Genomic DNA, 15,067 nt, shown 5'->3' with positions numbered 1-15,067 from the left:
GTCTTTTCTGGCTGTTGGGGGAAGCAGGCGCTGTGTTTTAGCCTCTAGCCAAGGCGTATAAGAACTCACCTCAGCGTGTTTCTACGTTGGTGAGTTCAGTGCTAGTTGTAGCTTTAGTCCCTTACTAGTCAAAGTTGACGCGCACGCGCTCAATGTTTTCTTGTTGCTCTGGTGCAGGTTGGCGCGCTGCGGCTTGGCTATCAATATAGTTTTTAATCGCGATTAGAAAGCCCATGCCAATAAAGGCACCGGGGGGGAGAATGGCTAATAAAAACTGACTGTCTAGGTGCAATACTTCAATGCGCAAGCTGGTTGCCCATTCGCCAAAGAGTAAGTTTGCGCCGTCAAATAACGTACCTTGGCCTAGTAATTCACGCATTGCCCCCAAAACAACGAGTACAGCGGCAAAGCCAAGACCCATCATCAGGCCGTCAAAGCTCGCTTGCTTGATTGGGTTTTTCGAGGCATATGCTTCCGCGCGGCCGATAATGGCGCAATTAGTTACAATCAGTGGTAAGAAAATACCAAGTGATTCGTAAATACCGTAGGTAAAAGCATTCATTAATAATTGAACGCAGGTTACAAAAGCCGCAATGATCAACACGAAAATAGGGATGCGTATTTCTTTTGGCACCCAGTGTCGAATTGCTGATACCGTTGCGTTAGAGCCGATCAATACCAGCAAAGTCGCCAGTCCTAAACCTAGCGCATTGGTAACCGTTGAGGTTACGGCAAGTAGCGGACACAGGCCCAATAATTGCACAAGCCCTGGGTTGTTTTTCCACAAGCCTTGCCATGCCAGTTCTTTATATTCTTGCGTTAATTTCACTGCTCAACCTCACAGGCATTTTCTCGTTGAAATAGTGTGGCTTTGTGTTGCTCAAAGTATGTCGTTGTATTTTTAACGGCTTTAACCACAGCGCGAGGTGTGATAGTCGCCCCAGTAAATTGATCAATCATGCCGCCGTCTTTTTCCACTGCCCAGCGGCTGCTCGCGAGTTCAGCTTGGCTGCGGTTGTCGAAGCTGAAAATCCAATCGCTTTTTCGCTCTTCAACTTTATCACCTAAGCCAGGTGTTTCTTGATGCTTTAATACACGTACTGCGCCGAGTTTGCCATCAATGTGCATAGCGACCATCAAGAATATTTTTCCGCTGTAGCCATCAGGTGCAACGCTGGTGATTGCTGCTGCCACAGGGGCGTCATTTTGGGTTGCGAGATAAGCGAGCTGATTTTCATCGGTGCCAAGTAGCGGGTCATTGATGCTAACGCAGCGCTGTGACATGTCATTGTCGTGAATATCATCAGGCACTACAGCGTGCAGTGTGCTCAAGAGTTGTTTCTGCTCTTGTTGTTTAATGCGATTTTTCGTTAGCTCAAAGGTCAAGGCAACAACGGCAGTACAAGCAATCGCAAATAGCGCGAGAATTTTGGCGTTCTTGGTAATGGCTAGTTTCACGAGTTGCCTCCTGCTTGATGTCCGAAAGTGCGCGGGCGAGTGTAAACATCAATCAGCGGTGCCGCCATATTACAGAGCAACACAGCAAACGCGACGGCGTCTGGATAGCCGCCAAATTTTCGGATTAAGAACACCAAGGCACCGGCAAGGGCGCCAAAAGCTATACGCCCTTTAACACTTGTTGCACCTGAAACAGGGTCGGTGATGATGAAAAATGCACCGAGCATTGTTGCCCCCGATAACCAGTAAAACATGGTTGAAGGGTTGAGATCTGGGCTAATTAAATGAGCGATTAGGCTGCAAACAAATAAGCTCGCTAAAAAGCTTAATGGTGTCGAAAGGGGAATGGCTTTTTTAGCCAGTAGTAATAGGCCGCCAGCTAAAAACCCTAAATTAACCCACTCCCAGCCAAGCGCAAAGTGCTCGCCAAAGACAGGCGATTTTGCTGCTTCTGCTAATGTAAAGCCTGTGGCAATCGTCGTTTTTAACGTATCTAACGGCGTTGCCATGGTAAAGCCATCAACGTGGGTACGCAGCTGCTCGGCTGAGTAGCCTAGGCTGGTACTTTCAGTGAAAATCATCCACAAGGTATCATTGAAGCTGTATTCAATTGAGAGCAGTGGTGCTGGCGGTAACCAGGTGGTCATTTGCACAGGAAAAGATATTAACAACATCACGTAAGCCGCCATCGCAGGGTTGAACGGGTTGTGACCCAGTCCGCCATAAAGCTGCTTGACGATCAGAATGGCGAATGCTGCGCCAATGATCGAAATCCACCAAGGAGCGACTGCGGGCAAACAAATGCCCAATAACACTGCCGTTAAAATGGCGCTGCCATCAAAGAGCTCAGTGTTAATTGGTTTATCGCGCAGTGATAACACTAAAAACTCACACAACAGGGCAGTAATTACTGCCAAGCCTATGTGAATGAGGTTACCCCAGCCGAAAAAATACCATTGTGCCGCAATGCCAGGAATGGTGGCGAGAATAACCAAGCGCATTAGCGCTGACGTTTGCTTTTGTATGTGGTTATGGGGGGAGCTTGCTATCCAAAATGCCATGGCTTACTTTGACTCTTCTCTTTGTTGCTTCTTTGCTTTGGCTTTGGCAACTGCCGCGGCGATTCGTGCTTTTTTCTGCTCAGCAGCACTGACTGGCTCACTATCTGTTTCATTACCTGAATCAGGGGCGTTTATTTTAACTTCAGCAGTAGTTTGGCTAGTTGAAGTTAGCTTATTATCAGTGTTGATATCCGTAGTGTTAGCTTGCTGGCCTGCATCGTCTTGCTCTGCTGATGTGTTGACGTCTTCACTTACTAAAGAGGCACTATCTTGAGATGGTGACGATTGCTTCGCCTGCTTTTTCGCTTTGGCTTTCGCTACCGCGTTGGCGATGCGTTGTTTTTTTGCAGCCGCTGCACTGTCTTGTGGTGGCATACGCTCTTCTGATGCTGCATGCTCTTGTGGTGATGCACTTTCTTGAGCTTGAACTGTCTCTAGCGCGTCTGTCGACAGCTTTGGCGCATCTTCTTGTTTGCCTGTGTCTGCGTCACGCGGGTCGCCCGCTTTTTCAGCAATGTTATTGCTATCGGCCTGCTTCGCTTGTGCTTGCTTTTTAGCCTTGGCTTTCGCTATTGCCGCGGCAATTTTCGCCTTTTTATTATCAGTGCTATTCGCTGAACTTTCGTCCTCAGGTTGTTGTCTATCTCCCTCATGCTCAGCTGTAGCGTCATTTTGGGTCGATGAGTCACTAGTTTCAGCGGCTTTCGCAGCTTTCTTGGCTTTTGCTTTGGCAATAGCTGCCGCTACGCGATCACTTTTGGCGTTGCCTTTATCGTTAGCTTTATCTTTAGTTTCAGGGTCACTAACGACCTTATTAGCTGAACTTTCCGACGCTTGTACTTCACTCTCTGCGCTTTGTGTCGGTAAGCTTTCACTCTCGGCTTTAGCGGCTTTTTTGGCTTTCGCTCTGGCAATAGCCGCTGCAACGCGATCGTTTTTAGGAGCCGCAGTCGCATTACTATTGGCTTGGGTTTCAGTGCTTGGTGCTGCAGTTAAAGCCTCAGTTTGAGGTGTATCAGCTGATGTACTTGCCGATTGGTTTGCTTTAGCGGCTTTTTTTGCCTTGGCGCGTGCGATGGCGGCAGCTGCTCTTGATTTCTCAGGGCTAACTGACTGGGTTTCATTTGTTGGCGCTTGCGGGGCATCATCCGTTTGTGCTTTTTTCGCTTTCACACGAGCAAGTGCCGCTGCTACAGCTGACTTGGCTGAAGCGCCTTCACCTGAATCCGCATTCATTGCTGCTCTGCGCGCTTCCGATGCCTTGCGCTGTTTTTCTTCACGCGCTTTTTTCTCGCGCTCTAGCCTTGCCTTGCGCGCTTCAAAACGCGCTTTCGCTTTTTCTGCTTTTAAATCTTGCAGTTCTTGCTGGCGTATTTCTGCCTTGGCAATACGGTAGTAGTGTACTAGTGGTATATGACTAGGGCATACATAAGCACACGCACCGCAATCGATACAATCAAAAAGGTTGAGCGCTTTTAATTTACTTTGATCTTTGGCTTTGGCAGACCATTGTAATTCTTGTGGCAGTAATCGGCTTGGACACACTTCTGCACATTGACCACAACGAATGCATTCAACTTCTTTGTTGTTGAGGTTCAATTCGTGACTTGCTGGCACCAACACACAGTTAGATGTTTTAACGACTGGTACCATGTCTGTTGGCAGGGTAAAGCCCATCATTGGCCCACCCATAATAACGGCTTGTTGTGAGCCGTTTACGTTTGCCGGAAGGCATTGGGTAATCAAATCTTTGACAGGTGTCCCAATGGCGGCCCAAACATTTTGTGGCTTTTCAAGTCCTTGGCCAGAGACGGTAACAACACGTTTGATCAGCGGCGTGTCGTGAATGACGGCTTCGGCAATGGCAAAGCAGCTTGCCACGTTTTGCATCACTATGCCTTGGTGAATCGGCAGGCTGCCACTTGCCACTTCTTGCCCGGTGAGCGCTTTGATCAATTGCTTTTCACCACCCGTGGGGTAAACCGTTGGTAGCACGCACACTTTCACGTTATCAAGATCTGCCGTTGCATTGCGCAGTGCTGCAATCGCTTGTGGTTTGTTGTCTTCAATGCCGATAAGCACCATACGTGGGATTAACAAGTGCTTTAAGATATTAATACCATCGACGATGGTTGCCGTTTGCTCCCGCATCAATAAATCGTCGGCAGTGATGTATGGTTCACACTCAGCGGCATTGATAATCAGAAAATCAATGTGGGGTTTGCTGTCTACTTTGATGTGCGTTGGGAAGCCAGCACCCCCCATGCCACTGATGCCGGCACTGGCAATTTTTTGGATAATGTCAGTGCGCTCAAGTGTTGTGAAATCTTCACAAACGTGACGCTCTCGCCAGCTATCAAGATTATCTGGCTTGAGGAAAATACAAAGTTCGCTTAGCCCAGAAGGGTGAGCAATAACGTGTAAGGCAATTTTCTCAATCGTGCCGCTTGTCGGCGCGTGAATGGGAACCGCCATTGGTGAACTAGGCGCTGTTAGCGGTTCACCTTTGAGTACATGATCGCCTACTTTTATTTGAATATCGCCGGGCACGCCAATGTGTTGCTGTACCGGGATAATTAATAGCTCTGGTAGTTGTAGCGGCTTGATCGGCTTGTCTGCCGTCAGAAATTTTTGCTCTGGCGGGTGCACGCCACCGTGAAATTTCCAGAACTGATTATTTTGGATTCGACTAATAATATTTTGCACAGAAATACCTAACCAAGCGCTATGACTTTAATTCTACAACGGGAATTGCGTTTAGATCCCATTGCCAGTTCTTTGTTGTTTGGGCGATAGGGCGCATTTCGATACAATCAACAGGGCAAGGTGCGACACATAAGTCACAACCAGTGCACTCGTCGCTGATAATAGTATGCATTTGTTTGGCTGCCCCGATAATGGCATCGACCGGACATGCTTGAATACATTTAGTACAGCCAATGCAGTCTTCTTCAATAATAAAGGCGACTTTTGGCGTGTTGTCATGCTCGTGGCTGGCATCTAGTGGCTCTGGCTCTACGCCCATTAAATCGGCGATTTTTTTAATGGTATCTTCACCGCCGGGCGCACATTTATTGATGGCTTCGCCATTGGCGACGGCTTCAGCATAGGGCTTACAGCCGGGGTAACCACATTGACCACATTGCGTTTGGGGCAATAGCGCGTCAAGCTGCTCGACAAGCGGATCGCCTTCTACTTTAAATTTTACCGAGGCAAAGCCCAGTAACGCACCGAATAGGGCAGCGATCACCCCAAGTACTAAAATTGCAATTATCGCTGTCATTAAAATTTCACCAAACCAGTGAAGCCCATAAAGGCAAGTGACATTAAACCTGCGGTAATCATCGCGATAGCTGATCCTTTAAATGGCCCAGGTACATCGGCATCGGCGAGCTTTTCTCGCATCGCAGAGAACATGATGAGTACGAGTGAGAAGCCTGCAGCTGCACCAAATCCGTAGACAATCGAGGATAGGAAGTTGTGCTGTTCTTTAATATTAAGCAGGGCGACACCGAGCACGGCGCAGTTGGTTGTGATCAGGGGCAAAAATATCCCTAACAAACGATATAAGTTGGCGCTGGTTTTGTGCACTACCATTTCGGTAAACTGCACAACCACGGCGATAACCAATATAAACGCCATGGTTTGCAAAAATTCTAGACCAAGCGGTGCGAGAATATAAGAGTGAACTAGGTAACTCAGCATTGACGCCAATGTCATTACGAACGTGGTTGCGAACGACATACCAATAGCGGTTTCTGTTTTTGAAGAAACCCCCATAAACGGACACAAGCCCAAAAACTGAACTAAAACAAAATTATTCACTAACACTGTGCCGATCAGCAACAGCAGGTAATCAGTCATACAGGAAAAAGATCGTCGGATAAATTCGCCATATTATCCGCGTTTATCGTCAAATTAACAACTTATGGATGGTAGGGTTTTTCACTTTTTGCCTGTGTAAAGCGCAAGGTAAAACCCTTTTCCGCCACATGAGTGGGATATTACGAAGTTTAGATAGGTTTGGGTTTACCTATATAAAAGCCTTGGCAACCGTCAATAAATAAGCGCTCTAGTGTGTGCTTTTCTTCCTGACTCTCAACACTCTCTGCGAGTACGTTGATACTCAAGCGATGGGCTAAATCAACCATCACGCGCAGGAAGTACTGATTGTTTTTATCATCATCAATGTCACGGGTGTACGTGCTGTCCATTTTGATAAAGTCGGGTTTTAAGTCGCGGAAGAACTTAAATGAGGTTAAACCAACACCAAAGCGCTCTACCGTAATACGAGCACCGGCTCTGTGCACTAAATCAATAAAGCGTTTACTGGTTTTGATATTTTGCTGTAAGCCAAACTCGGTGATTTCGAAAATAATACGCGGTGCAATACTCGCTTCACGTAGTAATTTTCGCTCAAGCCAGATCAAGAAATGTTCATCGCTAATAGAGCGTGAACTTACGTTGATACCAAAGCTTTGTTCAACAAGGTTTTTCGAGATGATTTCGTTGATGGCCGTGTCGATAATAAGCTTGTCGACAGCGGTAATTTTGTCGAGCCTTTCCGCCATGGCAATAAATGAAGCTGTTGGCAGCATTTCATTATTGGAATTTAAAAAGCGCGCCAGTACTTCGCTATATACCTTACTATTGCGCGTTGTTGGCTGAATGGGTTGCACTAAAAGGCTGATGCGTTGATTCTCGATAACGTTATCAATCTCTTGACGCCAGTTTTGGTTGCCTTGATTAAAGTCAGCGTTTTTAAGCGCCTCAGAATCCTTTTGCACATACCAAGCGTTAATGTGTTGTGTTTGCGCAATACTAATGCCGGTGTCGACTAGTGCCAGCAACTCGCCCAGTGGTTTAGTCTGATCAAAATAAACGAGTCCCGTATAGGCAATCGAATCGAGGTCTGCACTTTGTTGAAATTCATTAAAGCGTTGGGTTAAATCCTGGGCAAAGTTTTCTGCTTCTTTAAGCGTCACGTTTGGCAATATAGTGGCAAAATCAGAGCTACTCAGTTTAAACAAACGGCCAGAGCGATAGGCGGTAACAGCACTTTTAATCAAGTTTCCGACATTCTTTATGTAGTTGTCGCCTTCTTGGTAGCCATGAACTTGGTTAACGGTTTGTAGTTCACTACAGCGAGTGGTTACGAGTACACCAAATTTGGTGGCGCTTTCTGGTGCAAGTAATGACTCGTAAAATTGCACAAAGCGATTGCGGTTGTCTAAGCCTGTGAGGTGATCGGTGTAGGCGTGTTGCTCTAGCACGGAAGAGTTACTCACTTGTCTTTCAATCAGTTGCTTAATTTCTGCAATGCCCGCTTTAAGTTCAGGTATGTCAATTAAGTCATCGTGCTGCTCTACATCATCTGAAGAAAGCAATGACAGATCTTTTTTGATTTGATGATTTATCGCCGACATAAACCGCCCGTTTTTGCGCACGCTCATTTGCGCAGCTAGCACAACTAAAAGCACAATTACGCCAGTTAACGAAAACAATAGTTTGATGACAAATAGCGAGTCTTTTGACGTGTTGAGCTGATAGCTAATGGTTAAATCAACTGTGCTCAAGGTGACCTTTTGCGCCGGGGGCTGCGTCATTGGAAAAGTAAACCCAGGACTTGGGTTAGTGTAGCTATATATTTTCTCACCTTTATAGGTGTTTATTGCCAACTGAGTATAGTCTTGAGTTTTTCGAAGAATGTTGGCTAACTCTTTATTCTTGCTTAATTGTTGTGCAATCGCAGTAATCGTCGATTGGTGTTGATGATGCTTTTGCGCGGTATAGTCAGCCAAAAAAAACACCGCCAATGCAGTACTTATAATGACAAATACAGCACCTAACAGAATATTTCTCGCCAACAATTGAGAAAATGAGTACATGACTTAGCTGCAAATCCTATTGAGAAATTAAACACGTTGCCGCAATTGTATAACATTAATACAGATATGGCATTAACCTATTGTAAACAAGCGTGTTATCAGACTCAAAATGTTAAAAATTTCGACATTTCGAGCTTCTTGGCAAAAAACAAATAAAACTGCGCTTTTACTGATTTTAACTTGCTTATATAGTGGGCTAACTATATAATTCCGGCCATCTATTTGAGCGGCATGATTGCACTGAGAAGTAAACGTCTGCGTTTATTTTGATCATGTAGCGTTTCACCTATGTAACAGTAGTCATTTAGTGACTACTGACGGGGTGATTATAATGGGCTCAGTGAAATTAAAGCCCCATGTATTGGGGCTTTTTTGTTTACTGCGCTAACGCGAATTACGTTAGCTGCGAAACAATCAGCTTTATTTCGCTGGGCTTTATGCCCTTTTTTTATATCTGGAGATTTAGGATTGGCAAAATTCGAGCATAAGTTAACCGACATGCTACGCCCAGCTGTAGAGCAGCTTGGCAAAGAGCTTTTAGGTGTTGAATTTATTAGTGCGGGTAAGCACTCAACATTACGACTTTTTATTGATCACGAAAATGGCATCAATGTTGATGACTGTGCGGAAGTCAGTCGTCAAGTCAGTGCTATTTTGGACGTTGAAGATCCAATTAGTACTGAATATAACCTAGAAGTGTCGTCTCCAGGCTTAGACAGACCATTATTTGATGTTGCGCATTTTGAAGCGGTTGTCGGTGAAACTGTCGAAGTTAAATTGGGCTTGCCGTTAAATGGTCGTCGCAAATTTAAAGGGTTACTAGAGGCCGTTGAAGGAGAAACACTTGTTGTTATCGTTGACGGCGAAACGTATGAGTTAGCACACGCTAATGTCGACAAAGCCAATCTGGTCCCACAGTTTTAATTATTGAGTAAGTAGAAGGCTAAAGAACATGAGTAAGGAAGTTTTACTGGTCGTAGATGCCGTATCGAACGAAAAAGCGGTACCTCGCGAGAGCATTTTCCAGGCGATGGAAACTGCGCTAGAAACTGCTACTAAGAAAAAGTACGAAGGCGATATTGAAGTACGTGTGTGCATCGATCGCAAAACTGGTGATTTTGACACCTTCCGTCGTTGGTTAATTATCGACGACGCTGAGCAAGAAATGGAAAATCCATTTGCTGAAATCAGCTTAGCGGCTGCTCAATTTGAAAACCCAGAATTGAACGTGGGTGACTACGTTGAAGAACAAATTGAATCCGTTAAGTTTGACCGCATTACGACACAAACCGCTAAGCAAGTGATTGTCCAAAAAGTACGTGAAGCTGAACGCGCATTAATCGTTGACGCCTACCAAGAACAAGTCGGTGAGCTAATCACTGGTGTTGTGAAAAAAGCGAACCGCGATAGTGTCATCTTAGATTTAGGCAACAACGCAGAAGCAATTGTGTATCGCGATGACATGCTACCACGCGAAGTGTTCCGTCCGGGCGACCGTGTGCGTGGTTTATTGTACGCCATCAAACCAGAAGCTCGTGGCGCACAATTATTTGTGAGCCGCACTAAGCCTGAAATGCTAATTGAGCTATTCCGCGTTGAAGTGCCAGAAATTGGCGAAGAAATGTTGGAAATCAAAGGTGCTGCACGTGATCCAGGTTCACGCGCGAAAATTGCCGTGAAAAGCAATGACAAGCGTATCGACCCTGTGGGTGCTTGTGTTGGTATGCGTGGCTCACGTGTACAAGCAGTATCAGGTGAGCTTGGTGGCGAACGTGTTGATATCGTATTGTTCGATGACAACCCAGCTCAGTTTGTTATCAATGCCATGGCACCAGCTGAAGTTGCCTCTATCATCGTTGATGAAGATAAAGGCACCATGGATATCGCGGTTGAAGAAGGCAACCTTGCAATGGCGATTGGTCGCAACGGTCAAAACATTCGTTTAGCAAGCCAGTTAACTGGTTGGGAACTAAACGTGATGACAGTTGACGACATGAACGCTAAGCACCAAGCGGAAAATGACAAAGTATTAAACCTATTCACTGAAAAACTAGACATCGACGACGAGTTCGCAGGTGTCTTAGTTGACGAAGGTTTCACATCGTTAGAAGAAATTGCCTACGTACCGGTGAATGAGTTACTAGAAATTGACGGTATGGACGAAGATATCGTTAACGAATTACGTGAGCGTGCGAAAGGTGCATTAACCACTCAGGCATTAGCGAGCGAAGAATCATTAGAAGGTGCTGAGCCTGCAGAAGACTTATTAGCACTTGAAGGTTTAGATCGTCACTTAGCATTTGTACTTGCAAGCAAGGGTGTAGTAACACTTGAAGACCTTGCAGAGCAAGGTGTTGATGATTTAGTAGAAATTGAAGAACTTGATGAAACCAAAGCAGGTGAGCTTATTATGGCTGCTCGTAACATCTGTTGGTTTAACGAAGAATAGAACGCCGGGGGAATTATTTAGATGGCAGAAGTAACCATATCCGAACTTGCCAGTGAAGTCGGTACGCCGGTTGATACACTAATCAGTCAATTTGCTGAAACAGGTGTTACCAAAACGTCAAACGACACAGTCACCGAGCAAGAAAAAGAAGCATTGTTGACTCACCTGCGCAAGCAACACGGTGATGACAGCGATGCTCAGCCAAGTAAAATGACGCTTAGCCGCAAAAAGAAAACCACACTTTCTGTGGGCAGCGGTTCAAAAGCGAAACAAGTGCAAGTGGAAGTACGTAAAACACGTACTTACGTGAAGCGCAGCGACCTAGAAGAGCAGCAACAAGCAGAAGCGGAAGCGAAGGCAAAAGCTGAAGCTGAAGAAAAGGCAGCTCAAGAAGCTAAAGCGGCTGCAGAGGCGGAAGCAAAAGCCAAGGCTGATGCCGAGGCGAAAGCGAAAGTAGAAGCGGAAGAGAAAGCTAAGGCGAAAGCGGAAGCGGATGCCAAAGCGAAAGAAGCTGCACAAGCGAAAGCGCAAGAAATTGAAGCGGCAAAAGCACTAACACCTGAGCAGCAAGCAGAAGCTGATGAAGCTGAGCGTATTCGCAAGCAACAAGAAGCTGAAGCAAAAGCAAAAGCGGAAGAAGAAGCGAAAGCGGCAGCCGAAGCAGCACGCAAGCTTGCCGAAGAAAACGAAGCGCGTTGGAAAGCGGAAGAAGAAGAGCGTAAAAAGCATGAAAACGATGTGGTTCACGTAACTTCTTCAGTATATGCGCAAGAAGCTGAAGATAAAGTGGATGCGGAAGATGAAGGTGGCGGTCGTCGTCGCAAGAAGAAAAAGCAGCCAGAAAAACCAACAAGAATGGGTAAAGGTAAGAAGAAAACCTTATCTGCGCCGCAAAGCTTAAAACACGGCTTCCAAAAGCCAGCTGAAACGAAATTGCAAGATGTACGCATTGGCGAAACAATTTCAGTCGCTGACCTTGCCAATAAAATGTCGGTGAAAGGCGCTGAAGTTGTTAAAGTGATGTTCAAAATGGGCGCGATGGCGACCATTAACCAAGTGATTGACCAAGAAACAGCGGCGCTTGTTGCTGAAGAAATGGGTCGTAAAGTTGTACTGGTGAAAGAAAACGCCCTAGAAGAAGCGGTATTATCTGATCGCGGCGATGCAGGTGAAGCTGAAAACCGTGCACCAGTAGTGACTATCATGGGTCACGTTGACCACGGTAAAACATCATTACTTGATCACATTCGTGAAGCAAAAGTTGCCGCAGGCGAAGCGGGTGGTATTACTCAACACATTGGTGCTTACCACGTAGACACTGATCACGGCATGGTCACTTTCCTAGATACTCCGGGTCACGCCGCGTTTACCGCAATGCGTTCTCGTGGTGCGAAAGCTACCGATATTGTTATCATTGTTGTAGCAGCTGACGATGGTGTAATGCCACAAACGATTGAAGCTATTCAGCATGCGAAAGCCGCAGAAGCGCCAATTGTTATCGCAGTTAACAAAATGGATAAAGAAACCGCTGATCCAGATCGCGTTAAAACTGAGCTTTCTCAACACGACATTATCCCAGAAGACTGGGGCGGTGATGTGCAGTTTGTTCACGTTTCAGCGAAAACTGGCCTTGGTATCGACGAACTATTAGATGCGGTATTGCTTCAAGCTGAAGTATTAGAGCTAACGGCTGTTGTTGATAAGATGGCAAGCGGTGTCGTGGTTGAATCTAAACTTGATAAAGGCCGTGGCCCGGTAGCTACTGTACTTGTTCAAGAAGGTACATTGAAGCAAGGCGATATCGTACTTTGTGGTTTAGAGTATGGCCGTGTTCGTGCGATGCGCGATGAATTAGGTCGTCAAATCAAATCAGCTGGCCCGTCAATTCCTGTAGAGATTTTAGGTCTTTCTGGTGTACCGCAATCAGGTGACGAAGCAACGGTTGTTAAAGATGAGAAGAAAGCACGTGAAGTAGCGCTTTACCGCCAAGGTAAATTCCGTGACGTGAAACTGGCTCGCCAGCAAAAAGCGAAACTTGAGAACATGTTCTCAGACATGGCAGAAGGCGATGTTTCTGAAGTTAACGTGGTACTGAAATCTGACGTTCAAGGTTCACTTGAAGCGATTTCTGACGCACTTGTTAAGCTGTCAACTGACGAAGTTAAAGTGAAAATCATCGGCTCTGGTGTGGGTGGTATCACAGAAACTGACGCATCACTTGCAGCAGCATCAAATGCTATCGTGGTTGGTTTCAACGTTCGTGCCGATGCGTCTGCACGTAAAGTGATTGAAGCGGAAGGCGTTGATTTACGTTACTACAGCGTTATCTACGACTTAATCGACGAAGTGAAACAAGCAATGAGTGGTTTACTTGCGCCGGAATTCAAGCAAGAAATCATTGGTCTTGCTGAAGTACGTGACGTATTCAAGTCACCTAAGTTGGGTGCAATCGCGGGTTGTATGGTAACCGAAGGTATCATCAAGCGCAGCGCGCCAATTCGTGTACTACGTGAAAACGTGGTTATCTACGAAGGTGAGCTTGAGTCACTACGCCGCTTTAAAGACGACGTACAAGAAGTTCGCAACGGTACAGAGTGTGGTATCGGTGTTAAGAACTACAACGACGTTAAAGTCGGTGACCAAATCGAAGTATTTGAAACCGTAGAAGTTAAGCGTACGCTATAATAGCGTCACTTAGCTAAATCATATTGTTAAATGGGGGCTTTGCCCCCGTTTTTTATCTCAGCTATCCTGTTTTTATTAGCCGTTTCAATAACTGCCGTTTAAGCAGCAAAGTATAGCGTTGAGAGTAGACTAGGAGTTTTTATGAGCAGAGATTTTTCTCGTACCGATCGCGTTGCTCAACAAATTCAAAAAGAAGTAGCCACCATTATTCAACGTGAAGTCAAAGATCCACGTTTAGGTATGGTGACAGTGAATGCCGTTGAAGTAACGCGCGATTTAGCCTATGCCAAAGTGTTTGTCACTTTCTTCACCCTTGAAGGCCAAGACGAAGAAGTATCGGTTAAAATTTTAAATGAAGCGGCCAGCTTTATTCGTACCTTATTAGCCAAGCGCATTAAAGCACGCATTATGCCTGAGCTACGATTTGAATATGACAAATCCTTGGTTGAAGGTGTGCGTATGACGAACTTGGTTAACCAAGCAGTTGCCGAAGATCAACGCCGCGCTGGTGAAGATGCGACTGATGAGCAGAACTCAGACGAAGGCGGGGAAGCATAACCCATGGCGAAACGCAGAAAAGGCCGTGCAGTTAACGGCATTGTACTGTTAGACAAGCCATTGGAGATCTCGTCAAACAAGGCGTTGCAGCAAGTGAGAGGAATTTACTTCGCGCAAAAAGCAGGTCATACCGGTGCGCTTGACCCACTAGCAACTGGCATGCTGCCGATTTGTTTGGGTGAAGGGACTAAGTTTTCTCAGTTTTTATTAGATACTGATAAAACTTATATTGTTACCGCCAAGTTAGGCGTGCGCACCACCACCAGTGATGCGGATGGCGAAGTGGTCAGTACTAAGCCAGTTGACGTGACTGATGCGGATATCTTGATTGCCGTTGACAAGTTTCGCGGTAAATCAAAGCAAATTCCGTCAATGTACTCGGCATTGAAATATCAAGGCCAGCCGCTATATAAGTATGCCCGCGAAGGTATTGAAGTACCACGTGAAGCACGTGATATCGAAGTGTTTCGTTTAGAGGTGCTACGCATCGATGGCGATGAAATTGATATGGAGCTGCATGTATCAAAAGGCACTTATATTCGCACCATCGTTGATGACTTAGGTGAACTACTTGGCTGTGGTGCTCATGTTTCTATGTTGCGTCGCGTAAGTGTAGGCAGCTATCCTCGCGATAAAATGGTGACCATTGAGCAGTTAGAAGCAAAGCTTCAGCAAGCGAAAACCGAGGGTGTTGCGCCATCAACCTATTTAGATGAGTTGCTATTACCAATGGAAACGGCACTTGAAGGTATGCCTAAAGTTGAAGTAGACGATGCTTCTGTGGTTTACCTTCGCCACGGTAACCCGGTGCAAGCATCGGGTGCGCCGCTAGATGGCCTAGTGCAAGTCTTTACCGAGCAAGGTGAATTTTTAGGTGTTGGTCACATCAATGATGATGGCCTAGTTGCGCCTAAGCGTATTATTGTGCCTGCGGCAGAAGAATAAGCTAGATAACTTTTGTAGCGAAG

Annotated in this window: 12 protein-coding genes; 5 read left to right on the top strand and 7 right to left on the bottom strand. The window is 45.9% G+C overall.

The annotated features are described in order from the left end of the window. Window positions 1-124: 124 nt before the first annotated feature. From DXX93_RS12930 to DXX93_RS12900, 7 genes are all read right to left on the bottom strand, one after another. Window positions 125-829 (bottom strand): electron transport complex subunit E, encoded by a 705-nt coding sequence (locus tag DXX93_RS12930; protein ID WP_116008461.1) that lies wholly within the window; start codon window positions 827-829, stop codon window positions 125-127. Beyond that, window positions 826-1,458, bottom strand: coding sequence for an electron transport complex subunit RsxG (gene rsxG / locus DXX93_RS12925; protein ID WP_116008460.1), 633 nt, complete (start codon window positions 1,456-1,458; stop codon window positions 826-828). The genes DXX93_RS12930 and rsxG overlap by 4 nt, the downstream gene beginning before the upstream one ends. Next, entirely contained in the window at window positions 1,455-2,519 is a 1,065-nt protein-coding gene (gene rsxD / locus DXX93_RS12920; protein ID WP_116008459.1) for an electron transport complex subunit RsxD, read from the bottom strand. The genes rsxG and rsxD overlap by 4 nt, the downstream gene beginning before the upstream one ends. Window positions 2,520-2,522: 3 nt before the next feature. Then, window positions 2,523-5,225: an electron transport complex subunit RsxC gene (gene rsxC / locus DXX93_RS12915; protein ID WP_258872664.1), complete on the bottom strand. Its 2,703-nt coding sequence runs from the start codon at window positions 5,223-5,225 to the stop codon at window positions 2,523-2,525. Window positions 5,226-5,244: 19 nt separating this feature from the next. Further along, window positions 5,245-5,802 (bottom strand): electron transport complex subunit RsxB, encoded by a 558-nt coding sequence (rsxB, locus tag DXX93_RS12910; protein WP_116008457.1) that lies wholly within the window; start codon window positions 5,800-5,802, stop codon window positions 5,245-5,247. After that, the gene (rsxA, locus tag DXX93_RS12905; protein ID WP_116008456.1) at window positions 5,802-6,383 is read right to left on the bottom strand and encodes an electron transport complex subunit RsxA; all 582 of its coding nucleotides are present in this window, start codon (window positions 6,381-6,383) and stop codon (window positions 5,802-5,804) included. The genes rsxB and rsxA overlap by 1 nt, the downstream gene beginning before the upstream one ends. Window positions 6,384-6,532: 149 nt before the next feature. After that, the gene (locus DXX93_RS12900) at window positions 6,533-8,407 is read right to left on the bottom strand and encodes an EAL domain-containing protein (protein WP_116008455.1); all 1,875 of its coding nucleotides are present in this window, start codon (window positions 8,405-8,407) and stop codon (window positions 6,533-6,535) included. Between the two features lie 468 nt (window positions 8,408-8,875). On the opposite strand from DXX93_RS12900, the gene rimP reads away from it, so the two are divergent. From rimP to truB, 5 genes are all read left to right on the top strand, one after another. Beyond that, complete coding sequence (gene rimP, locus DXX93_RS12895) at window positions 8,876-9,331, top strand: ribosome maturation factor RimP (RefSeq protein WP_116009948.1); 456 nt, start codon at window positions 8,876-8,878, stop codon at window positions 9,329-9,331. Window positions 9,332-9,359: 28 nt separating this feature from the next. Further along, on the top strand, window positions 9,360-10,856 hold the full coding sequence (gene nusA, locus DXX93_RS12890) for a transcription termination factor NusA (RefSeq protein WP_116008454.1): 1,497 nt from the start codon (window positions 9,360-9,362) through the stop codon (window positions 10,854-10,856). A gap of 21 nt (window positions 10,857-10,877) precedes the next feature. Continuing rightward, a complete protein-coding gene (gene infB / locus DXX93_RS12885; protein ID WP_116008453.1) occupies window positions 10,878-13,541 on the top strand; it encodes a translation initiation factor IF-2 in 2,664 nt (887 codons plus the stop codon). A gap of 141 nt (window positions 13,542-13,682) precedes the next feature. Continuing rightward, window positions 13,683-14,099, top strand: a complete 417-nt coding sequence (gene rbfA / locus DXX93_RS12880) for a 30S ribosome-binding factor RbfA (protein ID WP_116008452.1) — start codon at window positions 13,683-13,685, stop codon at window positions 14,097-14,099. Between the two features lie 3 nt (window positions 14,100-14,102). Next, complete coding sequence (truB, locus tag DXX93_RS12875) at window positions 14,103-15,044, top strand: tRNA pseudouridine(55) synthase TruB (protein WP_116008451.1); 942 nt, start codon at window positions 14,103-14,105, stop codon at window positions 15,042-15,044. Window positions 15,045-15,067 lie beyond the last annotated feature (23 nt).

Source organism: Thalassotalea euphylliae (assembly GCF_003390335.1).
Taxonomy (GTDB): domain Bacteria; phylum Pseudomonadota; class Gammaproteobacteria; order Enterobacterales; family Alteromonadaceae; genus Thalassotalea_F; species Thalassotalea_F euphylliae_B.
This window is presented reverse-complemented; position numbering and strand designations above follow the sequence as displayed.